The sequence below is a fragment of the Burkholderia theae genome (assembly GCF_048565265.1).
Lineage (GTDB): Bacteria > Pseudomonadota > Gammaproteobacteria > Burkholderiales > Burkholderiaceae > Burkholderia > Burkholderia theae.
In genome coordinates, this window is record NZ_CP183461.1 from 888,666 (window position 1) to 912,747 (window position 24,082).

Consider the following 24,082-nt stretch of genomic DNA (forward strand, 5'->3'; position numbering starts at 1 on the left):
CGGTTGACGTTGAGGCTGCCGAGCGAACATTTCGCGAATGCGACGCTGGTCACGCGGGAGATTGCACCGGCGTCGCTGGTGCGCGTTTCCCGATACGAGACGGGCGAGCCATACTTCGGCAAGTCGGGTGGCAATCGTTTCGACGACCCGCGCAAGCGGCGCCGGTATGGCACCAGCTATTTCGGATTCGACCTGCACTGCGCGTTCGCCGAGACTGTGCTGCACGACGAAGTCGCTGATCTCGCCGCTGGCGGCTTTCCGCTCGTGACGACCGAGCTTGAGCGCTTCGTGCTTTCGTTCACCAGTTCGCCGCTGACGGTGGCCATCTTGCACGGCGTGCCGCTGAAAATCCTCGGCGGCGATGGCGCGCTGTCGACTGTCGTACCGTACGACATCCCACAACAATGGTCGCTCGCTGTGCACGGGCATGATCGTCGGGTCGACGGTTTTCTGTATATGTCACGCCATATCAACACGTCGGAAGCGCTCGTGCTCTTCGATCGTGCAGGACCCAAAGTCAGGCTGGCACAAGCCGTTCCGTTCCGGCGCCACGCCGACGCTGCCCGCGTGCTGCGGGACTTCAACATACTGCCACGTTAAGCCGCGTATCGCCGGCCGCCCGGCGGGCGGCTTCGCGTTGGGGACATTCCGAAGGCGCGCGAGATGCGTCGCGCGCCCGGGCGCCTACGCCGCCGCGCCGCTTCCCTCAACGCGCGCCTGCCGCTGGTACAGCACCATCGACAGCGCGACGCCCGCCGCGGCGGCCGCCGCCGCGAACAGGAACACCTGCGGATAACCGAACGCGCCCGCGATATAGCCGGCGAGCGGGCCCGTGATGCCGAGCGACAGGTCGAGGAACACCGAGTACGCGGACAGCGCCGCGCCACGGCTCGCGGGCGGCACGAGCGCGACCGCCTCGACGCCGAGCGCGGGGAAGATCAGCGCGAAGCCGAAACCCGTCAGCGCGGCGCCGACGAGCGCGACGTGCGGCACGGGCGCGAGCCACAGCAGCACGAGGCCCGCGCATTCGAACGCAAACGACACGATCGCGACGCGGAAGCCGCCGTAAGTTTTGATCGTGTTCGCGAACAGCAGGCGCGCGCCGATGAACAGCGTGCCGAACACGGTCAGCGACAACGCGGCGTTCGGCCAGTGGCGCGCCGCGTAGTACAGCGTGACGAAGGTTGCGATCGAGCCGAAGCCGGCCGAGCCGAGTGCGAGGCCGAGGCCGTGCGGCAGCACGCGCGTGAACACGCTCGCATACGACATCCGTTCGCCATGCACGAGCGGCACGGCGGCGATCAGGCGCGCAAGGTAGAAGCCGGTCGCCGCCAGCGCGATCACGAGCACGCCGATCAGCGCCGGATTCAGCGTATGCGCGATCGCGACGCCGACCGGCGCGCCGAGCGCGAGCGCGCCGTAGGTCGCGATGCCGTTCCACGAGATCACCTTCGCGTTGTGCGTGACGCCGACCCGGCCGATGCCCCACAGAATCGCACCGGTGCCGCACAGGCTCTCGCCGACGCCGAGCACGAGCCGGCTCGCGACCAGCAGCACGAGGCTCGCGACCGGCCAGTGCGCGAGCAGCAGCGCGATGAGCAGCAGCACACCCGACACGCCGCAGCCGATCAACCCGCGCAGCACCGTCTGCTTCGGGCCGAGCGTATCGGCGAAGCGCCCGGCGAGCGGCCGCGATGCGAGCGTCGCGAAATACTGGACGCTGATCGCGCCACCCGCGACGATCGCGGAAAAACCGAGGTCGTCATGGACGAAACCCGGCAGCACCGCGAGCGGCAGGCCGATGGTCAGGTAGCAGATGAACGTGAAGCAGACGACGGACACGATTTGCAGCGTGACCGCGAACCCGCTGCGCGGTGGTGTGGCGGAGTCGGTAGACATGGGGTCGGAACGATTGAGCGAAACGGAGCGTGACGGAACGGAAGACGGCGAAAAGCGGAATCGGGATTTTCCCATGGAACCGGTTTTCACGCAGGTACCATTTAGTTAATCACGACCCGATTTCATCGCTCGCGAACCGGCGAGGGCATGCCGGAGAGGCGCGCGGAGCACCGTGCGAAGGGGCGCCGGGCGGCCCCGGCGCTCATATCGCGGCAGTTATATGGGCCCCATGCGTGATGGGCTATGGGTTGCGGAATTTGATGGTGATAGCGTGCAAACTGTCAGAAAAACGTCGGTCGAGCGCCCCGCGCAGGCCGCTTTGCCCCCCATTTGAAGAATCATAGAGACATGAGTGAGCCGATTCGCTTCTACCATCGTCACGCGATCCGCGAAGTCAGCGGCGCGGACGTCACCCGCACCGTGCTGCAATATCTGCGCGAGGACGCGCATTGCACCGGCACCAAGGAAGGCTGCGCGGAAGGCGACTGCGGCGCGTGCACGGTCGTCGTCGGCGAGCTGACCGACGCCGGCGCGGTCGAGTTCAAGGCCGTCAACGCGTGCATCCAGTTCCTGCCGACGCTCGACGGCAAGGCGCTGCTGACGGTCGAGGACCTGCGCCAGCCGGACGGCGCGCTGCATCCGGTGCAGCAGGCGATGGTCGACTGCCACGGTTCGCAATGCGGGTTCTGCACGCCCGGCTTCGTGATGTCGATGTGGGCGCTGTACGAGAAGCACGGCCACGAAGGCTGCGCGAGCGCCAGCACGTGCGCGAAGGCGAAGGACGTGCCGACGCGCACCGAGATCGCCGATGCGCTGACGGGCAACCTGTGCCGCTGCACCGGTTATCGCCCGATCGTCGACGCGGCGGTGCAGATGTTCGACGCGCCGGCGCCGTCGGCACCGGTCGACACGGCCGCGCTCGCCCGCACGCTCGCATCGCTCAAGCGCGACGACACGTTCGACTACGCCACGATCAACGGCGCGCGCTTCGCGGCGCCGCGCACGCTCGACGCGCTGGCCGCACTGAAGGCCGAGCGGCCCGACGCGCGGATCCTCGCGGGCAGCACTGACATCGGCCTGTGGGTCACGAAGCAGATGCGCCGGCTCGACGACCTGATCTACGTCGGCCAGATCGCCGAACTGCAGCGCCTCGTGGAGCGCGGCGACTGGATCGAGATCGGCGCGGGCGTGACGGTCGAGAAGGCGTATGCGGCGCTGGCCGGCACGTACCCGGAACTGACCGAGATGTGGAAGCGCTTCGCGTCGCTGCCGATCCGCAATGCGGGCACGATCGGCGGCAACGTCGCGAACGGCTCGCCGATCGGCGACTCGATGCCCGGCCTGATCGCGCTCGGCGCGCGGGTCGTGCTGCGCGGCGGCGACACGGTGCGCGAGCTGCCGCTCGAGGCGCTCTACACGGGCTACCAGCAGAAGGACATGGCGCCGCACGAATTCGTCGTCGGCCTGAAGGTGCCGACCCGCACCGGTGCGCGCGAGAAGCTGCAGTTCCGCACGTACAAGCTGTCGAAGCGCTTCGACTCCGACATTTCGGCCGTGTGCGCGGCGTTCGCATTCATCGCGGACGGCGATACGGTGCGCGAACCGCGCATCGCGTTCGGCGGGATGGCCGCGACGCCGAAGCGCGCGACGCACACCGAAGCCGTGCTCGACGGCGCGGTGTGGCACGAAGCCACCGCGCAGGCCGCGATGCAGGCGCTCGAGCGCGACTACCAGCCGCTGTCCGACATGCGCGCGACGAGCACGTACCGCCTCGATACCGCGAAGAACCTGATGTATCGATTCTGGCTGGAGACGCGCCCGCACGACCCGCTGCCGCCGCAAGCCCTGAATGTGCGTGAAGTGGCCGCCGAAGCCGGCGCCGACGCGGCGCGCGTCTGAAGACGGAGAACACCGAAAATGAACCAGCAAGCAGAACCGTTCCTGAGTACCCTCGACCCGCAAGCCGACGCCGCGCAGGTGCACGTATCGCGCGCTCACGAATCCGCGCACCTGCACGTGAGCGGGCGCGCCACCTACACCGACGACATTCCGGTCGTTGCCGGCACGCTGCACGCGGCGCTCGGATTGTCCGCGAAGCCGCACGCGAGGATCGTGTCGATGAACTTCGACGCGGTGCGCGCGACGCCGGGCGTGGTCGCCGTGTTCACGGCCGACGATATCCCGGGCGTCAACGATTGCGGCCCGATCATTCACGACGACCCGGTGCTCGCCAAGGGCATCGTGCAGTTCGTCGGCCAGCCGATGTTCATCGTGGTCGCGACGTCGCATGAAACCGCGCGGCTCGCCGCGCGCCGCGCGCAGGTCGACTACGAGGAGCTGCCCGCGATCCTGACCGCGCAGGAGGCACGCAAGGCCGAGACCTACGTGATCCCGCCGCTGAAGCTCGCGCGCGGCGATGCGGCCGCACGGCTCGCCGCCGCGCCGCACCGCGAGTCGGGCGAGATGCTGCTCGGCGGCCAGGAGCAGTTCTACCTGGAAGGGCAGATTGCCTACGCGGTGCCGAAGGACGACGACGGGATGCACGTGTATTGCTCGACGCAGCACCCGAGCGAAATGCAGCACCTCGTCGCGCACGTGCTCGGCGTCGCGTCGCACAACGTGCTGGTCGAGTGCCGCCGGATGGGCGGCGGGTTCGGCGGCAAGGAATCGCAGTCGGGCCTGTTCGCGTGCTGCGCGGCGCTCGCCGCGTGGAAGCTGCTGTGCCCGGTGAAGCTGCGCCCGGACCGCGACGACGACATGATGATCACCGGCAAGCGGCACGACTTCCATTACCGCTTCGACGTCGGTTACGACGACGACGGCCGTCTCGATGGCGTGGCGCTCGACATGACGTCGCGCTGCGGCTTCTCGGCCGACCTGTCGGGCCCGGTGATGACGCGCGCGGTGTGCCACTTCGACAACGCGTACTGGCTGGGCGACGTCGACATCGCCGGCTACTGCGGCAAGACCAACACGCAGTCGAACACCGCGTTCCGCGGCTTCGGCGGCCCGCAGGGCGCGTTCGCGATCGAGTACATCCTCGACGACGTCGCGCGTTCGCTCGACCTCGATCCGCTCGACGTCCGCTACGCGAACCTGTACGGCAAGACCGAACGCAACGTGACGCCGTACGGGCAGACGGTCGAGGACAACGTGCTGCAGGAGCTGCTCGGCGAACTCGAGGCGACGAGCGACTACCGCGCGCGGCGCGCGGGCGTGCGCGAATTCAACGCGCGCAACACGGTGCTGAAGAAGGGCATCGCGATCACGCCGGTGAAGTTCGGGATCGCGTTCAACGTCACGCACTTCAACCAGGCCGGCGCGCTGGTGCACATCTACACCGACGGCTCGGTGCTCGTGAACCACGGCGGCACGGAGATGGGGCAGGGGCTCAACACCAAGGTCGCGCAGGTCGTCGCGCACGAGCTCGGCATCCGCTTCGGCCGGATCCGCGTGACCGCGACCGACACGAGCAAGGTCGCCAACACGTCCGCGACGGCTGCGTCGACGGGCTCGGACCTGAACGGCAAGGCCGCGCAGGATGCGGCGCGCCAGTTGCGCGAGCGGCTCGCGGTGTTCGCGGCGAAGCAGTTCGGCGAAGGCAAGGTCGATGCGGCCGACGTGAAGTTCGGCAACGACTTCGTGTGGGTCGGCGGCAACGGCGTGCCGTTCGGCGAAGTGATCGCGAAGGCGTACCTCGCACGGGTGCAGTTGTGGTCCGACGGTTTCTACGCGACGCCGAAGCTGTACTGGGATCAGTCAAAGCTGCAGGGCCGGCCGTTCTACTACTACTCGTACGGCGCGGCCGTGTCGGAAGTCGTGATCGACACGCTGACGGGCGAGATGCGCACGCTGCGCGTCGATGCGCTGCACGACGTGGGCGCGTCGCTGAACCCGGCGCTTGACGTCGGCCAGGTCGAAGGCGCGTTCATCCAGGGGATGGGCTGGCTCACGACCGAGGAGCTGTGGTGGAACAAGGGCGGCAAGCTGATGACGCATGCGCCGTCCACGTACAAGATCCCGACCGTGAACGACACGCCGCCCGAATTCAACGTGAAGCTGTTCCAGAACCGCAACGTCGAGGACAGCATCCACCGTTCGAAGGCCGTCGGCGAACCGCCGCTGCTGCTGCCGTTCTCGGTGTTCTTCGCGGTGCGCGACGCGATCGCGGCGGTCGGCGATTACCAGGTGAACCCGCCGCTCGACGCGCCGGCCACCGGCGAGTCGATCCTGCGCGCGGTGAGTGCGGTGCGTGCCGCCCGCGCGGTTGGTTCGGTTCAGGCAGGCTGACATGAACGGGCCCGCACGCTCGCTTCGCGCCGCGCCGAACCCGACGTTCGCGCAGGGCACCGGCCAGCGCAACCGCGCGACCGGCGCGCCGGCACCGATGCACATTGTGCTGTTCGGTGCTGGGCACGTCGGTCACGCGCTCGTCACGCTGCTCGGCGCGCTGCCGTGCGTCGTGCAGTGGGTCGACACGCGCGACGAGCTGTTCCCGGACGAATGTCCGCCGAACGTGCAGCCGGAGCCGACCGACACGCCGGAGGCCGTCGTCGACGCGGCGCCGCCCGGTGCGTACTTCCTCGTGATGACGCACAACCACGCGCTCGATTTCTCGCTCGCCGCGCAGATCATGCGGCGGCGCGACTACGCGTACTTCGGGATGATCGGCTCGCGCACCAAGCGCGTGAAGTTCGAGCGCCGGCTCGCCGCGCGCGGCGTCGATCCGGCGCGGCTCGTGGAGATGGTGTGCCCGATCGGCGTTGCGGGCATCGTCGACAAGGCGCCGGGCGCGATCGCGGTGGCCGTGTGCGCGGAGCTGCTGCAGGCGCGCTCGGGCATGCCGGTGGCCGACACGAAGGCGGCCGCGTCGGGGCGCGCGCGCGACGACGTGTCCTGCGCGCGGTAACGCCGCGCGGCGAGCGCAAGGCCGTTACCGGCGGGAGCGGGCCCCAGCACACGGCCGCGCGTTTTTGCATACACTGCACGGCAACGCGCGGCACCGGGCCGCGCTTTTCCGTGCAGGTGCCATGTCCGATCACCCGATTTATCTCGACGCGCTCGAAACGAGCCTCGTCGCCATCGAGCGCTGGTTGTCCGGCGTCGATACCGCGCCGGCGGCACTCGACGCGCTGCTTGCGTCGTTCTCCGCCGAATTCACGATGATCCTGACCGACGGCCGCGTGGTCGACCGCGACGGCACGCATGCGCTGTTCGCGAAGCTCGCCGGCGCGAAGCCGGGGCTGCGCATCACGCTGTCGGAGATTCGCGTGCTCGCGGCCGACACGTCGCATGCGGTGATCACCTATCTCGAAGCGCAGCACGCGGCATCGGGCGAGCTGCCCGCGCGTCGCGCGACCGCCGTGTTCGAACGCGACGCGGCGGGCGTCGTGCGCTGGACCCATCTGCAGGAAACCTTCTGCACGGCCTGAGCGGCCGTGCTGCATCTCAGCGCTTGCGGCTGCGGGCGACCGTCAGCTCGTCGGACACGCTCTGCATCAGCGAGCACAGCCACGCGATGTCGGTCGGGCGGTCGGGCTGCGGATGCGTGAGCAGGTAGCTCTTGATACGCGGAAACGGCACGGGCGGCGTGACGACGACGAGCGGCAGCAGCTGCGCATAGTGCGTCGCGAAGCGGCGCGTCGTCGTGAAGATCAGGTCCGACTGCAGCAGCACCTGCGGCACGATCCCGAAGTAAGGCAGCGTCGTCACGATGCGCCGCGTGAGGCGCGCACGTGCCAGGCCGATCTCGATCGCGTTGCGCTTGTCGCCGGTGTACGGCGTGGGCGCGACGTGCGCGGCCGACGCATACGCTTCGCGCGTGAGCGGCACCCGTGCGAGCGGATGCGCTTCGCGCATCAGGCACACGATCGTGTCGGAGAACAAATCCTGGCGCGCGAACTGCGGGTCGGGCTTCGGCCAGTTGCCGATCACGAGATCGAGCGCGCCGGATTCGAGCGCGCCCGCGTGGTCGAGCGCGGGATTCAGCGAATCGATTTCCAGGTGCGCATGCGGCGCCGCGTCGCGAAAGCGCTCGATCAGCGTCGGCATGAAGAAATCGTTCAGGTAGTCGGGCGCGGCGACGCGAAACGTGCGCCGTGCCGACGACGGGTCGAAGTCGCCGTGCGGCGTCGCGATGAAGTCGACTTCGCGCAGCGCGCGCTGCGCGGCTTCGAGCAGCGACGCGCCGTATTCGGTCGGCACCATCCCGGATTTGCCGCGCACGAGGATCGGGTCGTTCAGCGTCTCGCGCAGCTTGCGCAGCGCCGTGCTGATCGCGGGCTGGGTCTGGTTCAGCCGCAGCGCGGCCTGCGTGACGCTGCGCTCGAGCAGCAGCGTGCGCAATACGCGCACGAGCCAGATGTCGAGCGAGGCGGTACGGTCGTCGTCTTCCATCGGTGCCGGTTATTCAGGGGAAGCGTAACCTTACCGCAGCCGCGCGTTGCCGTGCGTGATACCGGCCATCACGCACGACCCTTGGGCAGCGTGCTGATCCGCTTGACCTCGCGCGATTCGAGCCAGTTCGGCGTGCGCGCGCAGTACAGCACCATCGGCAGCGCGTCCTCGCCCCAGAACAGCTGCTGGTTCATCCAGAAGGTCGGTACGCCGAATACGCCGAGCGCGATCGCGTCCGCGTTGTTGCGGGCCAGCTGCGCATGCGTCTCCTCGAACTCGATCAACTCGTCGCCGTGGCCGACGCCGACGCGTTCGCACAGCGCCGCGAAGCCTTCCGGCGTCGACGGATCGTTGCCGTCGCGCCAGATGAAGCGGAAGATTTCCAGCACGGTCCCGATATCGGCGCGCAGCGCGATCGCGAGGCGCAGCACCTTGTCGGAATCGAACGGGTGCGCGGGCGGCATCTTGAAGCGGATGCCGAGCTGTTCCGCGCGAAACAGCGCGTGACGGTACGTGAACGTGCGCTTGGCCGGCACGTCGGCGCTCGGGCGTTGCCCCCAGTGGCGCTGCAGGTCGATGAGCGATACCGCGACGGGTTCGAACGGCACGTCCGGCCACTTGTCATGCTGTTCGAGCAGCAGATAGGAGAACGGCGACACGAAGTCGAAGAACCAGGCGGGCTGGGCGGTGTCGAGGCCGGTTGTCATGACGATCTCCAGAGGGTGGGGCGTACGGCGGTCTCCATGGTACGCGGCGGTGCGCGCTTGCAGCAATGATCGCGGATCGTCTGCTCAGGCGGAACCGGGAGTCGCCCGGGGGGGATCGCCGGCCGGCAGCGCGGCATCGGTGCTTGCGTGCGGCTGGCCGGCGGCGCCCGGCGGCCCCGTGGGCGTGTCCTGGTCGTGCGACGTGAGCCGCTCGCGCACGAAGCCGATGTGCTCGCGCAGCACGTAGAACTGCCCGGCGTACGCCAGCGGCATCTTCATCCGGTTCACGGCTTCCTCGATGTCGTCGAGTTCGTCGAGCAACTTGACGCGCTCTTCGGCCGTGTGTTCGCCGAGCGCGCTGCGTTCGAGCGCGATCAGCGCGCCGTACCAGCGGTAGATGCGCGAGCGCACGCGCCATCCGTACAGCGACGGCACGAGCCGCAGCCCGGGGATCAGCACGACGATCAGCGGCACGATCACGACGAGCAGCCGGTCGACGAGGCTCGCGACCCAGAACGGCAAGCGCCGGTACAGGAAGGTCTTGCCCGACTTGTAATAGCGCGCCGCATCGTCGGACAGCGGGAAGCCGCGCGTGACCGACGACGGGAATTCGCCCGCATGCTGCAGGATCGTCGCGTGGCCGTGCACTTCGCGCGCAGCCTCGATCAGCAGGTCGGACAGCGCCGGGTGCAGCGAGTCGCGCGCGACCAGCTCGATCGTCGGCGCGACGGTGTGGATGTCGCTGGGCGGCAGGTTCTGGCCGAGATCGTAGACGCCCATCGGCAGCGTGATCGCGGTCAGGTACGGAAAGCGCCGCGCGTACGCTTCGGCCTGCGTGAACGAATACACGTGCACGCCGGGCGCGCGGAACAGTTTCGCCATGACCGGGATCTGCGTCGAGTCGCCGGACAGGAACGCCGCATCGATCTTGCCGTCGAGCAGCGCGGTCGCGGCGTCCTCGCCGGCGGTCGGCAGCAGCTCGGTGGAGCCGCCCGGCACGATGCCGTTCATCTTCAACAGCGCGAGGCTCAGCTCGCGCGCGCCGCTGCCTTCCGCGCCGAGCGCGAGCCGCTTGCCCTTGAAGTCGGACAGGCGCGCGACCACCGGGCCGCGGTACATGATCGCGAGCGGCACGTAGCCGATGCTGCCGAGCGAGACGAGCTGCTCGTCGCGCTCCTTCGGGCCGATGCCGCTCTGCACGAAGCCGACGTCGACCGCCGCGTTCGGGTTCGACAGCCGCGCGAGGTTCTGCGCGGACCCTTCGGACGATTCGACGTCGAGCGTGACGCCGTTCTTCGCGAGGATCGTCTTGTATTTCTGCGCGGCGTTCCAGTACGTGCTGCCGGGCGGCCCGGCCGAGATCACGAGGGTGGACGGCGGCGCCGGCTGGATCAGCCTGACCGCGAGCCAGACGGCCGCGCCCGCGAGCAGCACGGTGGGGCCGATCGACAGCGCGAGGTCGCGCCATGACACCGCGACGAAGCGGGCGAGGATGCGGCGAGGCGGGCGAGGGCGGGCTGGCTTCATGGGATCGGCGAATGACGCTGGCGTGACGCATCGATGACGGTCGTCGTGGACGATGCGCATTCTCGCGGCGATGGTACCCGGTTTCGCCGCGCGTGCGCGAGTCGGGCGGCCGTGGCGCGGCTGCGCGGCGACAGCGCCGGGGGCCGCCGCGTCAAAAGCTTTGCGCTTCCGCGGGCGCTGGATTACATTGTGCGACGCAGCCGCGCCCGATTCGCGCGCGACCCGGCACGCAATGAGACCGGGCGCGTCCGGCCGGCGGCTGTCCGGCCCGGCCGGCCCGCTCTTGCGTGCGCCGGCTGCCGGCCCGTCTCGCCTCTCTCGCATCGCCGTGGAAATCACCGGCTGTCCCGCCCGTTCGCGCGCGGGCCGGCTGTCTTTGGGGGTATCCGGCCGTACTGTGCACGGCCGTTCCGGAGTTACAAGGAGATAGCATGAAGTCGATCGTGTTGAGAGCGTTGGGTGTCGCCGCCTTGGCGGCTTGTCTGTCGGGCAGCGTGTATGCGCAGTCGAGCGATGCGGCGGCCACCGAGGCGCCGGCGGCCGCGACGAGCACGCCGAAGGCCGCCGCGAAAACCGCGAAGAAGGCGAACCGCCAGCTCGGCTACGCGGTGCGCAAGGCGATTTCGAAGCAATCGGGCGTCGATGTGGCGAACCTCGTCGTGCGCTCGAAGGGCGGCGCGATCTCGCTGCAAGGCACGATGCCGTCCCAGGACCAGATCGACAAGGCTGAAGCCGCGGCCAAGGGTGTGAAGGGCGTGACGTCGGTCACGAACAAGCTGACGGTCCAGCAGCAGTAACGCCGGGCGGCGGCGCGCGAGCGCCGCATGCGCCTGCTTTCAGGCGGGCTCCGGCATGCCGGAGCCCGTTTGCGCTTCAGAGGCCGCGAACCGCGTGCGACGCGGCGGCGGACCGATAACGATATCGAGAGGGCGGCGATGACGAGGCTCGGGTGGGGCAGGCGGATGGTTTTCGGTGCGGCGCTGGCCGCTGTCGCGATGCTCGGCGCCTGCAACGGCGACGAGTCGGCCGAGCGTAACCGGTTGCCCGGCTTCGTGTCCGGCAGCGTACGCACGACCGCCTACGACGGCGCGAGCGACGACCTGTTGACGGCCGGCCTCGGCAAGACCGGCCTCGGCGCGGCAACCGCGCCCGGCTTCGCGAACGCATCCCGGCCGACGAGCGCCGAGCTGCGCCGTCTCGCGATCTGGTCGAACTACCGCGCGCTCGTCGACATGAGCGCGAACGGCGGCTACGGCCGTTTCTGGGGGCCGAACGTCGACCTGAACGGCAACGACACCCTCGGCGAAGGCAAGATTCCCGGCACCGAATATCTCGCGTACTCCGACGACGGCAGCGGCAGCAAGAACGTGACGCTGCTCGTGCAGGTGCCCGCCAGCTTCGATCCCGCGCAGCCATGCATCGTCACCGCGACGTCGTCGGGTTCGCGCGGCGTGTACGGCGCGATCTCCGCCGCCGGCGAATGGGCGCTCAAGCGCGGCTGCGCGGTGGCCTATAACGACAAGGGCGGCGGCAACGGCGCGCACGAGCTCGGTTCCGACACGGTCACGCTGATCGACGGCACGCTCGCCAACGCGGTGCTGGCCGGCACCGCGAGCCTGTTTACCGCGAACGTGACGAGCGGCGATCTCGCGGCGTTCAACAACCGTTTCCCGAACCGCTATGCGTTCAAGCACGCGCATTCGCAGCAGAATCCCGAGCAGGACTGGGGGCGCGTGACGCTGCAGTCGGTCGAGTTCGCGTACTGGGCGCTCAACGAGCAGTTCGGACCGCTGATCGACGGCTCGCATCACGGCGTGCGCTATCACGCGGGCGACATCACGACGATCGCCGCGTCCGTCAGCAACGGCGGCGGCGCGTCGCTCGCGGCGGCCGAGCAGGACAGCCGCGGCTGGATCACCGCGGTCGTGGTCGGCGAGCCGCAGATCAACGTGCGGATGGCGCCGAACGCGGTCGTGCGCACGGGCGGCCAGCCGGTGCCGTCGTTCGGCCGGCCGCTGGCCGACTACGCGACGCTCGCGAACCTGTTGCAGCCCTGTGCGGCTGCGTCGGCGTCGCTCGCCGGCGCGCCGTACCTGAGCGCGCTGCCGGCCGCGACCACGCAGTCGATCCGCACGCAGCGCTGCGCGACGCTTGCAGCAGCGGGGCTCGTGTCGGGCGGCGATACGCAGAGCCAGGCCGCCGACGCGCTCGCGCAGCTGCATGCGGCCGGCTATCTCGCCGACTCCGACCTGCTGCAGGCGCCGATGTGGGATTCGCAGGCGATTCCGGCGATCGCGGTCACCTATGCGAACGCGTACACGCGCTCGCGCGTCACCGACAACCTGTGCAATTTCAGCTTCGCGACGACGAACCCGGCGACGGGCGCGGTCGCGCCGCCCGCCACGTCGCCGATGCCGGCCGTTTTCGGCCTCGGCAACGGCGTGCCGCCGACGTCCGGCATCGACCTCGTGTTCAACACGGGGGCGGGCGTCGACCACCGGCTCGCGACACCCGACGCGAGCTTCGCGGGTGCGCTGTGCCTGCGCCAGCTGTGGACGAACGGGATGCTCGGGATGCCGGCGAACGTCGACGCGGTGCGCGTGAACGCGAACCTGCAGGGCAAGCCGGCGATCATCGTGCAGGGCCGCAGCGACGCGCTGGTGCCCGTGAACCACGCATCGCGCGCGTACGTCGCGCAGAACGGCATCAGCGAAGGCTCACGCAGCCAGCTCGTGTTCTACGAGGTGACGAACGGCCAGCACTTCGACGCGTTCCTGCCGGTCCCGGGCTTCGACACGCGCTTCGTGCCGGTCCACTACTACAACCTGCAGGCGCTCAACCTGATGTGGCGGCACCTGAAGAACGGCGCGCCGCTGCCGCCCTCGCAGGTGATCCGCACGGTGCCGCGCGGCGGCACGCCGGGCGCCGCGCCCGCATTGACGAGCGCGAACCTGCCGCCGATCTCGACCGCGCCCGGCGCGAACGCGATCACGACCGGCGCCGGCGCGATCGACGTGCCGCTCTGACGGCGCCCGCCGCGCCGCCAACGCGAAGCCGGACAGCCGTCCGGCTTTTTCTTTTGGTCGGATGGAATCGGTCCCGTGCCGCCTTTTATCCGAATGGCGAGCGCCGTAACAAATTATTACTTTACGGCGGTAAATCAGGACCCTAATATGCGCCGGTATTTTCACTTAATTTAATAAATTCCATATACGAGAATATTCCTTTCCGTTTAGTTAATAGATCCTTTCGATTTTATTAAATCGGCTCGAGCTGGGATTGGTCGCCGCTGCGCGATTAATCGGCATCTCGCCGAGGGGGATTGTTCGTCTGTCGGAAGCGAAGCGCCCTTGTCGGGCGGGCTTTGCTGGGTATGGTTTTGCTGTCGATTTTGTGCGCATGCGAATGCGTGGAATGAATTCGCATTGCTGCGGATTATTGAATTGTCGTTTGCAATGGAATTGATTCCATTGTGCAGTCGCAAAAATATGGGTGGGGTAAATCATGCCGGTCGGTATTCGCCGACTCGGTAAAAAACTCGGAGTGCGTCGCATAACGAATGCATTCCCGGTGCGGAGCGTCGGCGCAAATGATCCTTTGCGGCCGGCGGTATTTATCGTTCTGTTCGAGAGGCAATAATGACGACACGGAAGTCCTTGAAAGACGGTTTCGCGCTATTCGGAACGACACTGAGCCTGCCGCTCGCCGCAGCCGCGGCCGCGGCGCTACTCGTCACGGGGTGCGGCGGAGATGACGGGCCGAGCCCGACCGCTTCGGCCGCCGCCGCGGCCGCGACGACGTCCGGCGGCAGCACGTCGGCCAGCACCAACGCCACGGCCGCCACCCCGGCCGACCAGCCGTTCGTCGACACCGACGTGTACGGCACCGGGCCGAACGACGCGGTCACGGATTCGACGGAAGGTGCCGCGGTCGTGCACCGCCAGGTCACGATCGGCGGCAAGACGATCAAGTACACGGCCACCACGGGCCACCTGACGACGATCGACCCGACCACGTCGGCGCCGAACGCGAAGATGTTCTACGTCGCCTACACGCAGGACAATCCGGACCCGTCGAAGCCGCGCCCGGTCACGTTCTTCTACAACGGCGGCCCCGGCTCGTCGTCGGTCTACCTGCTGCTCGGCTCGTACGGGCCGAAGCGCCTGCAGTCGTCGTTCCCGAACTTCACGCCGCCCGCGCCGTACAAGCTGCTCGACAACCCGGACAGCCTGCTCGACCGCACCGACGTGGTGTTCATCAACCCGGTCGGCACCGGTTATTCGGCGGCGATCGCCCCGGCGAAGAACAAGGACTTCTGGGGCACCGACCAGGACGCGCGCTCGATCGACCGCTTCATCCAGCGCTACCTGACCAAGTACTCGCGCTGGAATTCGCCGAAGTTCCTGTACGGCGAGTCGTACGGCACCGCCCGCAGCGCGGTCGTGTCGTGGGTGCTGCATGAGGACGGCATCGACCTGAACGGGATCACGCTGCAGTCGTCGATTCTCGACTACGCGAACGCGCTGTCCGCGCCGGGCATCTTCCCGACGCTCGCGGCCGACGCGTTCTACTGGAAGAAGACGACGCTCAACCCGACGCCGACCGACCTCGACGCGTACATGGTCCAGGCCCGCAACTACGCGGACAACACGCTCGCGCCGCTGGTGCAGAAGCCGAACCCGCAGGACGGCGGCTTCGTGAACGTGCGTCTGAACCTGAACCTGCAGACCGCGCAGCAGATGGGCTCGTACATCGGCACGGATCCGACATCGCTGATCCAGACGTTCGGCAACCCGGCCGCGCTCGGCAACGTGCCGTCGTCGGACGACAACCCGCCGTACACGTTCTTCCTGACGCTCGTGCCGGGCACGCAGATCGGCCAGTACGACGGTCGCGCGAACTTCACGGGCAAGGGCATCGCGCCGTACATCCTGCCGAACTCGGGCAGCAACGATCCGTCGATCACGAACGTCGGCGGCGCGTACACGGTGCTGTGGAACAGCTACATCAACACCGACCTCAAGTACACGTCGACGTCGTCGTTCGTGGACCTGAACGACCAGGTCTTCAACAACTGGGACTTCAGCCACACGGACCCGACCGGCGCGAACAAGGGTGGCGGCAATACGCTGTACACGGCCGGCGACCTGGCGTCGACGATGAGCGTGAACCCGGACCTGAAGGTGCTGTCGGCGAACGGCTATTTCGATGCGGTCACGCCGTTCCACCAGACGGAGCTGACGCTCGCGCAGATGCCGCTCGATCCGACGATCAAGGCACAGAACCTGACGATCAAGAACTACCCGTCGGGCCACATGATCTACCTGAACGACGCGTCGCGGACCGCGCTGAAGAGCGATCTCGCCAACTTCTACGACGGCATCCTCGCGAACCGCACCGCACTGCAGCGCGTGCTGAAGCTGCAGGCGCGCACGCAGCAGCTCAAGCAGCAGAAACTGCAGCAGCAGGGGCAGTAAGCGCCGCGGGCGGCTCGCGCCGCCCCGGATGGACGACAGCCCGATCGGCGCAGGCCGGTCGGGCTGTTTTTCTTTTTACGGCGGGTGACGGGCCGGCGTGTCGTGCGCCGGCAGGGAAGGGGCGGGCTAACCGCGCAGGAAACGGCGGCCGAGCCGCTTATGCAAGCACGAGCCGCACGCCGACTGCGACGAGCGTCGCGGCGAGCAGGTTGCGCAGCAGCCGCTCGGGCGCGCGCGCCGACAGCAGGCTGCCGAGCACGATGCCGGGCAGCGAGCCGATCAGCAGCGACAGCAGCATCGACCAGTCGACCGAGCCAAGCAGCCAGTGGCCCATGCCCGCGACGAGCGTGAGCGGCACCGCGTGCGCGATGTCGGAACCGACGATGCGGGTCGTCGCGAGCGCCGGATACAGCAGCAGCAGTACGGTCACGCCGATCGCACCGGCGCCGACCGACGTCATCGACACGAGCACGCCGAGCACGGCGCCTGTCAGCACGGTCGACCACAGCGTGCGCGCGGGGCTCGGCGCGAGCGGGTTGCGCGCGGCGAACGCGGTGAGCTGCGGCCGGAAGATCAGCGCGAGCGACGTGAGCAGCAGCGCGACGCCGAGCACGAGCTGGATCATCCGCGCGGTGCCCGGCGCGTTCATCCCGTGCGTGTGCAGCCACCACAGCGTCAGCGCCGCGGCCGGCACGCTGCCCGCCGCGAGCCGGCCCGTGATACGCCAGTCGACCGAGCCTTTCAGGCCGTGGACCAGCGTGCCGGTGCCCTTGGTCGCGGCCGCGTACAGCAGGTCGGTACCGACCGCCGTCGCGGGGTGGACGCCGAACAGCAGCACGAGGATCGGCGTCATCAACGAACCGCCGCCGACGCCCGTCAGGCCGACGAGGATGCCGACGAACAGACCGGACAGGGAGTACAGCAGATCGATATGGGGGAGCGACATCGGAAGCAGGCGGTTATGCGGCGTTCGGCGGCGGCGCGTGGGTCAAAGTCCGCCATTGTCGCAAAAGTGGCGGGTTGGTGTACGACTGCGTTAAAAATCGGTCGGGAAGGCCCGTACGGCGGGCGTCCGGGCGGGTGTGAAACGGGCGTTTGGACGAGGGCGCGGCCGATGGCGGTGATCGGCCGAAAGGTATGACGAACCGGGAATGCGCGCGGCGCCCGTCATGCGCAAAAAAGGGCGCGACAGTGCGCGCCCGGGTTCGATGCCGGCGACCGGTTTCGTCTGCCGGCGGTCAATGCATCGCGGGGCCGACGCCTTCGACCGCGTCTTGCCGCCGGATGCGCAGCGCGAGGCCGATCAGCGCGGCCACGGCGGCGAACGCCGCGCCGAATGCAAAGGCCGCGTGGTAGCCGCCGTTCAGCGCGGCGAGCGGTGCGGCCTGCGCGGCCGCGAGCGTGTCGGTGCGGGCGGCCGCGAGGCTCGCGAGCACGGCGAGGCCGAGCGCGCCGCCCATCATGAACGCGGTGTTGACGATCCCGGACGCAAGCCCGGAATCGGCCGGATCGACGTCGTTCATCGCGGCCAGCAGCAGCGGGTTGAACGCGACGCCCGCGCCGATGCCGAGCAGCGTCATGCCGGGCAGCACGTGCCAGACGAAGCCGCCGTCGACCGGCGCGCGCGAGAACAGCGCGAGGCCGCAGGCCGCGATCAGCAGGCCGGCCGCGATCGGGCCGCGGATCCCGAAGCGCATCACGATGCGCGCGGACAGCCCGAGCGAGAACGCGGCCATGATCAGGTTCGCCGGCAGGAACGCGAGGCCGACCTGCAGCGGCCCGTAGCCGAGCACGCGCTGCATGTAGAGCGCGGACAGGAAGAACCACGCGAACATCGCGGCCGCCCACAGCACGGCGATCACGTTCGCGAGCGCGACGTTGCGCGCGGCGAACAGCGTGAGCGGCATCAGCGGATGCGCGGTGCGCGACTCGATCGCAATGAACAGCGCGAGCAGCGCGATGGCCGCGCCGAGCAGCGCGACGGTTTGCGTCGACAGCCAGCCGGCTTCGTTGCCGCCGACGATCCCGTAGACCGCCAGCATCAGCGATGCGGTCACGGTGATCGCGCCCGCGACGTCGAGCCGCGCGGCGGCGGCCGGCGCGCGCATGCGCGGCAGCAGCGCGACGCACATCGCATAGACCGCGATGCCGATCGGCAGGTTGACGAGGAAGATCCAGTGCCACGACAGCGAACTCGTCAGCAGCCCGCCGAGCAGCACGCCGATGCTGCCGCCGCCCGCGCAGACGAAGCCGTAGACGCCCATCGCGCGGGCGCGTTCGCCCGGCTCGGTGAAGAGATTCATGATCAGCGACAGCGAGACGGCCGACACGACCGCGCCGCCGAGCCCCTGCACGGCGCGCGCGGCGATCAGCATCGTCTGCGATTGCGCGAGGCCGCACGCGAGCGACGCGACCGTGAACACGACGAGGCCCGCGAGGAACATGCGCCGCTGGCCGTACAGGTCGCCGAGCCGGCCACCGAGCAGCAGGCAGCCGCCGAACGTCAGCAGGTACGCGTTGACGACCCACACGAGGGCCGTTTCGGTGAAATGGAGGTCGGTGCTGATCGACGGCAGCGCCACGTTCACGATCGTGCTGTCGAGCACGATCATCAGCACGCCGAGGCAGAGCACGATCAGCGCGTACCAGCGCTTCTCGCCGTGGATCCCGTGAGTCATGGGCTTGCCGCCTTCCGATAGTTATCTGAAAGGCTGCATTGTAGATGCCGACGGCGCGGGCTTCCTGCCGGTTTGTGGCAGGAGCGTCGCGTAGTCGCGCGTCCGGACATGACGGATGTTACGAGCGCGCCGGCAGTTCGCAGCCGTCGGGGCCGCACGCGGCCGCGTCGCTGCCGTCGAGTTCGACGATGCCGTCGCGCCATGCCTGGTCGAGCGCCTGTGCGAATGCGTCGGCCGGTTGCGCGCCCGACACCGCGTAGCGGCCGCCGAACACGAACAGCGGCACGCCGCGCCCGCCGATCTGCTCGGCGCGCGCGATGTCGGCTTCGACTTCGTCGCGGTACGCGTCGCTGCGCAGCACGGCTTCGACGGCCGAGCGCTCGAGCCCGGCTTCGACCGCGAATTCGGTCAGCTCCGCATGATCGAACAGCGAGCCGTGCTCGCAGAAATACGCGCGGTACAACCGCTCGGTCAGCGCATGCGCGCGGCCGGTCGCTTCCGCGAGCTTCACGAGCCGGTGGCCGTCGAGCGTGTCGCCGACGAGCGTGCCGGGCAGGTCGTAGCGCAGCCCGACGCTCGCGGCCGCGTCGGTCACCTGGCGCAGCATCTGGTCGACCTGCGGGGGCGACATCCGGTACTTGCCCCCGAGCATCGCCTCGACCGGCTCGACGGGCTGGCCGGGCATCAGCCGGTACGCGCGCAGCGCGACGTCGACGCGGTCGGCGTACGCGAACGCGGCGAGCGCCTCGTCGAAGCGGCGCTTGCCGATCCAGCACCACGGGCAGATCAGGTCGGACCAGATTTCGACGGTCAGGGTCGGGCGGGTAGTCGGGGCGGGAGCGGTCGTCATGGGCGGTTTCGGGCGGCAGAAAAAAATGTAACCGAGACTATATCATTTTATGTTTCGACGCTTCGTCGTAGCCAGGCCCGCGTGGAACGGGCCCGTGCCGGACGTATCACGAAGCATAGACACGGAAGCTGCGTCCCGGTAGCGATGGGCGATGCCGGCCGTTGCCGCGTGCCGCGACGAGACGGGGCGGGGCGGCCCGCCGGGCACGCGGCTTACGCGTCGCCTTGCGTTTCCTTCAGATGCTTGAGGTGCTTGTAGACCGTCGCGCGGCCCATCCCGAGCACGTTCGCGACGTAGTTCGCCGCGCTCTTGCCGCGAAACGCGCCTTCCGCGTAAAGCGCCTCGACGAGCTCGCGCCGGTGCTCGCGCGTGAGCCCGTTCAGCCCGACCTGTCGCTCGTGCAGCCAGCCGTGCAGGAACGTGTTGATGCGCTCCTGCCAGTCGTCGCGGAACAGTTCGTCGGGCTGCGCGACGATGCCCGCGCCCTTGATGAACAGGTCGAGCGTCGCGCGCACCTCGTCGAACACCGCGATGTTGAAGTTGATGCACATCATCCCGGCCGGGCGGCCTTCGTCGTCGAACAGCACGTTGCTGACGCAGCGCATCCGCCGTCCGTCCCAGTTCAGCTTCTCGTACGGGCCGATCACGCGCTCGCGCGCGGAATGATCGATTTCCTCCAGCGCGGAATCGTCGCCGACCTCGCGCTTCGACAGGTTGTTCGCGAGATACAGCACGGTCTGGTCGTGCAGGTCGTGGATCACGACTTCCGCGTACGGGAAGAACAGCGCGGCGATACCGTCGGCGATCGGCGCATAGCGGGTGAGCAGCAGGTCTTTGACGGGGGATTTCTTCTTGCGCATCGGTGTCGCCATCTCGGGTGGACGGGAGCCGGGCGGCGCATCGGGCCGGCGTGCCGCGGAGCCGGTGGCCGGCATGCCCGTGCGCCCGCGCGCGGCCGCCGCGGCGGTTGCGCCATTGTATCGGCCCCGCGCTCGCGTGCCGCTCATGCGCGTGTCAGGTGCGTGTACAGCGCGTGCGCGATGGCGATGTCCTCGAGCCCGAGGCCGATCGAGCGGAACAATACGTGACGCGTGCGCGACGGCGCCGCGCAGGTGCCGGCGACGAGCGCGGGCAGGTCGCCGACGATCCGCGCGGTGTCCCAGCCGTGGTCGGCCGCCGCGATCTGCATCTCGCCGGCGCTCGCGGGCGTCGTGTGCCGGTAGTCGCAGTACACGTCCATGTCGGGCAGCCACGCGGGCGGAATTTCGTGTGCGCGCGCGACGTTCGTGCTGATCGACGTGACGAGCGCGGGGCGCGTGAGCATCCCGTCGCCGAGCACGGGCGTGCCCGACGACGTGCACAGCATCACGACGTCCGCGTCGCGTACGCAGGCCTCGACGCTCGCAGCCGGCCGCACGCGCGGGTCGAGCTGCGCGAGCGTTGCCTGCAGCGCCGCGTCGCCGGCGAGTGCGGGCGAATACACGCGGATCGTCTCCCAGTCGCGCAGCGCAGCCGTGTGCCGCAGGTGCGCGAGGCCGACCGCGCCCGCGCCGACGATCGCGAGATGGCGCGCATCGCGCGGTGCGAGACAGTCGACCGCGAGCGCCGTCGTGCCGGCCGTGCGCTCGACGGTCAGCAGCCCCGCGTCGCACCACATCAGCGGCTGGCCCGTGCGCATCGACATCAGCGCGGTCCACGCTGTGACGATCGGTTTGCCGCCGGTCACGACGTATGGCGACAGCTTCGCGCCGAACACCTGTTCGTCGGCGAGCGCGCCGAGATACGTGATGAAGTCGCCGGCAATTTCGGGAAACAGCGTGAGGGTCTGCGGCGGCTGCACCGCGCGCGCCGCGGCGAGCGACGCGAACATGCGGCGCAGCGTGCCGAGCACGTCGAGCGACGGCAGGGCCGCGCGCACCGCGGCTTCGTCGACGGTCAGCGGCAGGGTCGGGACGGTTTGCGTCATGGGGACATCTCCGGTCGGGGCTGGACGGCACAGTCTCGAAAGATGGCGTCCGGCGGTGTTATTGATGGACGAAAAGTCTAATATAGACAAATGAAATCGGGAGAATTTTTCTTTTCGAGACTCTGTGCTGTCGTAGGTTTTATGGAAAACACTGGAAAATCAACGGTGTTTTCGGATGGTCGTAAAAATTCCGACGCGATGTGAAGGCGCAGGATTCTCGTATCCCCTATAGTCTAATATAGACTTTGAGTCTATATTTCGCGTGCAGGACGCGACGCGTCGCCGTGCGGCGGCCGCCTGCCTCGAGTGCCGATCCGGCGCCCGGTCGAGGGCGTCGTGCGACCGATCTTCATCGCCTCAATCCAGAACAGAAGGACCGCCATGAACTGGAAGCTTTCCCTCTGCGCCGTCACGGCGCTTGCATGCTCGGCCGTTGCGGCCCATGCGGAACAGACCACGTTGCGCTTCGGGATCGAAGCCGCCTATCCGCCGTTCGAGAGCAAGACGCCGGCCGGCCAGCTGCAGGGTTTCGACGTCGACATCGGCAACGCGGTGTGCGCGAAGCTGAACATGAAATGCGTGTGGGTCGAGAATTCGTTCGACGGCCTGATTCCGGCGCTGCAGGCGCGCAAGTTCGATGCGATCAACTCGGCGATGAACATCACCGCGAAGCGCAAGCAAAGCATCGACTTCACGCCGGCCATCTACGTGGTGCCGATCGTGATGGTCGCCAAACGCGGCTCGCCGCTGCGACCCGACGTCGCGAGCCTGCGCGGCAAGCACGTCGGCGTGCTGCAGGGCTCGTCGCAGGAGGACTTCCTGAAGGCGCACTGGGCCAATGCGGGCGTGGCCGTCGTGTCGTATCAGGACCAGGACCAGATCTACGCCGATCTCGTCGCGGGGCGTCTCGACGCGGCCGTGCAGGAAGCGCAGACCGCGCAGGACGGTTTCCTCGACAAGCCGGCCGGCCGCGACTACCAGATCGTCGGCGAGCCGCTGAAGGATCCGGCGACGCTCGGCGAAGGCACGGGCTTCGGGATGCGCAAGGGCGACAAGGTGCTGCAGGCGAAGATCGTCGGCGCGCTCGATGCGCTGAAGAAGGACGGTACGCTCGGCGCGCTGTCGCAGAAGTACTTCAAGCGCGACATCGTCGCGAAGTAAGCACGGCCGCGCGCCGGCCGCGGTGCCGGCGCGTGTCGCATCCAATCTCGACGCAGTACGGGGAACCATGGATTTCGACGTCATCGTTCTGGGGGCCGGCATCGTCGGCGTGTCGTCGGCACTGCATCTGCAGGATCGCGGGCTGCGCGTCGCGCTCGTCGACCGGCGCGCGCCGGGCGAGGAAACGAGCCACGGCAACGCCGGGCTGATCGAGCGCTCGTCGGTCGTGCCGTATGCGTTTCCGCGCCGGCTCGGCACGCTGTTGCGCTATGCGCGCAACCGCTCGGTCGATCTCTATTGGGACTACCGCGCGCTGCCCGCCTATGCGGGATGGCTCGCGCGCTTCTGGCGCGAATCGTCGCCGCAGCGGCTCGCGGCCGCCGCGCGCGACCTGCTGCCGCTCGTCGCGGCGAGCGTCGTCGAGCACGACGCGCTGCTCGCGCGCACCGACGCGCAGCCGCTCGTGCATGACGGCGGATGGATCGAGGCATTCCGGTCGCCCACGCTGTTCGATGCGGAAGCACGTGCGCAACAGCGCGTGGCCGCCGCGCACGGGCTGCGGATGACGGTGCTCGATGCGCGTGCGCTGCGCGAGCGCGAGCCCGGTGTCAGCGACGCGTTCTGCGGCGCATTCCACTGGCAGGATCCGAAGACCGTGTCGAGCCCGGGCGGGCTGACGAAGGCCTATGCGCGGCTGTTCGAACGCGACGGCGGCACGTTCGTGCGGGGCGACGCGACGACGCTCGCGCAGGTGGATGACGGCTGGCGGGTCGGTACCGAGCACGGGCCGATCTCGGCACGCTCGGCCGTGGTCGCGCTCGGGCCCTGGTCCGATCACGTGTTCGCGCCGCTCGGTTACCGGATTCCGCTGCGCGCGAAGCGCGGCTATCACATGCATTACCGGCCGACGCGCACGCCGCTGAACGTGCCCGTGTGCGATACCGAGGAAGGTTTCGTCGTCGCGCCGATGGAGGGCGGCCGCCTGCGGCTCACGACCGGCGTCGAGATCGCGTTGCGCGGCGCGCCGCCGACCGGCGTGCAACCCGCGCGCGCCGAACCGCTGGCGCGCGACGCGTTCGGCATCGGCGAGCGGCTCGATCCCGAGCCGTGGCTCGGGATGCGGCCGTGCACGCCCGACATGCGTCCGGTGATCGGGCCCGCGCCGCGCCATCGCCATCTGTGGTTCGCGTTCGGCCATTGCCATCACGGGCTGACGCTCGGCCCCGCGACCGGGCGCCTGCTTGCCGAAATGATGACTGGCGCGCCGACCTATATCGATCCCCATCCGTATCGGCCCGCGCGCTTCGGTTGAACCTGCCGCGCGGCGATGCGGCCCCGGTTGCCGTCGCCGCGCGCACCGCTTGCAATGCGGCTGTCACAGTTTTTCGTTCGGCTGTCCGTATTGTCGAATGCCACGTGAT

General features: G+C 68.7%; 19 protein-coding genes. 10 read left to right on the top strand and 9 right to left on the bottom strand.

Going from position 1 to position 24,082, the window contains the following annotated elements; genetic code table 11:
- Positions 1-3: 3 nt before the first annotated feature.
- Entirely contained in the window at positions 4-600 is a 597-nt protein-coding gene (locus ACN22W_RS04160; RefSeq protein WP_419686370.1) for an RES family NAD+ phosphorylase, read from the top strand.
- An 84-nt stretch (positions 601-684) separates the two neighbouring features.
- Here ACN22W_RS04160 and ACN22W_RS04165 read toward each other — a convergent pair whose 3' ends face one another.
- Positions 685-1,899, bottom strand: a complete 1,215-nt coding sequence (locus tag ACN22W_RS04165; protein ID WP_419686371.1) for an MFS transporter — start codon at positions 1,897-1,899, stop codon at positions 685-687.
- Between the two features lie 348 nt (positions 1,900-2,247).
- Here ACN22W_RS04165 and xdhA point away from each other — a divergent pair, with 348 nt between their 5' ends.
- The 4 genes from xdhA to ACN22W_RS04185 all read left to right on the top strand — a co-directional run bounded on the left by xdhA (position 2,248) and on the right by ACN22W_RS04185 (position 7,331).
- Positions 2,248-3,798 carry a xanthine dehydrogenase small subunit gene (xdhA, locus tag ACN22W_RS04170; RefSeq protein ID WP_129513838.1) on the top strand — a complete coding sequence of 517 codons (1,551 nt, stop codon included), beginning with the start codon at positions 2,248-2,250 and terminating at the stop codon, positions 3,796-3,798.
- 18 nt (positions 3,799-3,816) lie between these two features.
- The gene (gene xdhB / locus ACN22W_RS04175; protein WP_412022391.1) at positions 3,817-6,189 is read left to right on the top strand and encodes a xanthine dehydrogenase molybdopterin binding subunit; all 2,373 of its coding nucleotides are present in this window, start codon (positions 3,817-3,819) and stop codon (positions 6,187-6,189) included.
- 1 nt (position 6,190) lies between these two features.
- Positions 6,191-6,808, top strand: a complete 618-nt coding sequence (xdhC, locus tag ACN22W_RS04180; RefSeq protein WP_419686374.1) for a xanthine dehydrogenase accessory protein XdhC — start codon at positions 6,191-6,193, stop codon at positions 6,806-6,808.
- A gap of 121 nt (positions 6,809-6,929) precedes the next feature.
- Positions 6,930-7,331 (top strand): polyketide cyclase, encoded by a 402-nt coding sequence (locus tag ACN22W_RS04185; RefSeq protein ID WP_419686376.1) that lies wholly within the window; start codon positions 6,930-6,932, stop codon positions 7,329-7,331.
- Between the two features lie 16 nt (positions 7,332-7,347).
- On the opposite strand, the gene ACN22W_RS04190 is transcribed toward ACN22W_RS04185, so the two are convergent.
- The 3 genes from ACN22W_RS04190 to ACN22W_RS04200 form a co-directional block, all read right to left on the bottom strand.
- The gene (locus ACN22W_RS04190; protein WP_048242847.1) at positions 7,348-8,295 is read right to left on the bottom strand and encodes a LysR family transcriptional regulator; all 948 of its coding nucleotides are present in this window, start codon (positions 8,293-8,295) and stop codon (positions 7,348-7,350) included.
- Between the two features lie 68 nt (positions 8,296-8,363).
- Positions 8,364-9,002 (bottom strand): DsbA family protein, encoded by a 639-nt coding sequence (locus ACN22W_RS04195; protein WP_412022387.1) that lies wholly within the window; start codon positions 9,000-9,002, stop codon positions 8,364-8,366.
- Between the two features lie 84 nt (positions 9,003-9,086).
- The gene (locus ACN22W_RS04200) at positions 9,087-10,529 is read right to left on the bottom strand and encodes a TAXI family TRAP transporter solute-binding subunit (RefSeq protein ID WP_419686378.1); all 1,443 of its coding nucleotides are present in this window, start codon (positions 10,527-10,529) and stop codon (positions 9,087-9,089) included.
- A gap of 431 nt (positions 10,530-10,960) precedes the next feature.
- On the opposite strand from ACN22W_RS04200, the gene ACN22W_RS04205 reads away from it, so the two are divergent.
- From ACN22W_RS04205 to ACN22W_RS04215, 3 genes are all read left to right on the top strand, one after another.
- Positions 10,961-11,326 (top strand): BON domain-containing protein, encoded by a 366-nt coding sequence (locus ACN22W_RS04205; protein WP_419686380.1) that lies wholly within the window; start codon positions 10,961-10,963, stop codon positions 11,324-11,326.
- A gap of 138 nt (positions 11,327-11,464) precedes the next feature.
- Complete coding sequence (locus ACN22W_RS04210; RefSeq protein WP_419686381.1) at positions 11,465-13,555, top strand: D-(-)-3-hydroxybutyrate oligomer hydrolase; 2,091 nt, start codon at positions 11,465-11,467, stop codon at positions 13,553-13,555.
- A gap of 612 nt (positions 13,556-14,167) precedes the next feature.
- Entirely contained in the window at positions 14,168-16,006 is a 1,839-nt protein-coding gene (locus tag ACN22W_RS04215) for a S10 family peptidase (RefSeq protein WP_129513846.1), read from the top strand.
- 157 nt (positions 16,007-16,163) lie between these two features.
- Here ACN22W_RS04215 and ACN22W_RS04220 read toward each other — a convergent pair whose 3' ends face one another.
- From ACN22W_RS04220 to ACN22W_RS04240, 5 genes are all read right to left on the bottom strand, one after another.
- Positions 16,164-16,952, bottom strand: coding sequence for a sulfite exporter TauE/SafE family protein (locus tag ACN22W_RS04220; protein ID WP_412022383.1), 789 nt, complete (start codon positions 16,950-16,952; stop codon positions 16,164-16,166).
- 292 nt (positions 16,953-17,244) lie between these two features.
- The gene (locus tag ACN22W_RS04225) at positions 17,245-18,684 is read right to left on the bottom strand and encodes an MFS transporter (RefSeq protein WP_419686383.1); all 1,440 of its coding nucleotides are present in this window, start codon (positions 18,682-18,684) and stop codon (positions 17,245-17,247) included.
- Between the two features lie 118 nt (positions 18,685-18,802).
- The gene (locus ACN22W_RS04230; protein ID WP_419686384.1) at positions 18,803-19,534 is read right to left on the bottom strand and encodes a DsbA family oxidoreductase; all 732 of its coding nucleotides are present in this window, start codon (positions 19,532-19,534) and stop codon (positions 18,803-18,805) included.
- A 212-nt stretch (positions 19,535-19,746) separates the two neighbouring features.
- A complete protein-coding gene (locus tag ACN22W_RS04235; protein WP_412022380.1) occupies positions 19,747-20,541 on the bottom strand; it encodes a helix-turn-helix transcriptional regulator in 795 nt (264 codons plus the stop codon).
- On the bottom strand, positions 20,538-21,500 hold the full coding sequence (locus ACN22W_RS04240; RefSeq protein ID WP_419686386.1) for an ornithine cyclodeaminase family protein: 963 nt from the start codon (positions 21,498-21,500) through the stop codon (positions 20,538-20,540). Before ACN22W_RS04240 ends, ACN22W_RS04235 begins: the two co-directional genes overlap by 4 nt.
- Before the next feature lie 381 nt (positions 21,501-21,881).
- Between ACN22W_RS04240 and ACN22W_RS04245 the strand changes: the two genes are divergently transcribed.
- Together ACN22W_RS04245 and ACN22W_RS04250 are read left to right on the top strand one after the other, a co-directional pair.
- Positions 21,882-22,661 carry an ABC transporter substrate-binding protein gene (locus tag ACN22W_RS04245; protein WP_419686388.1) on the top strand — a complete coding sequence of 260 codons (780 nt, stop codon included), beginning with the start codon at positions 21,882-21,884 and terminating at the stop codon, positions 22,659-22,661.
- 67 nt (positions 22,662-22,728) lie between these two features.
- Positions 22,729-23,973, top strand: a complete 1,245-nt coding sequence (locus ACN22W_RS04250; RefSeq protein WP_419686389.1) for an NAD(P)/FAD-dependent oxidoreductase — start codon at positions 22,729-22,731, stop codon at positions 23,971-23,973.
- Positions 23,974-24,082 lie beyond the last annotated feature (109 nt).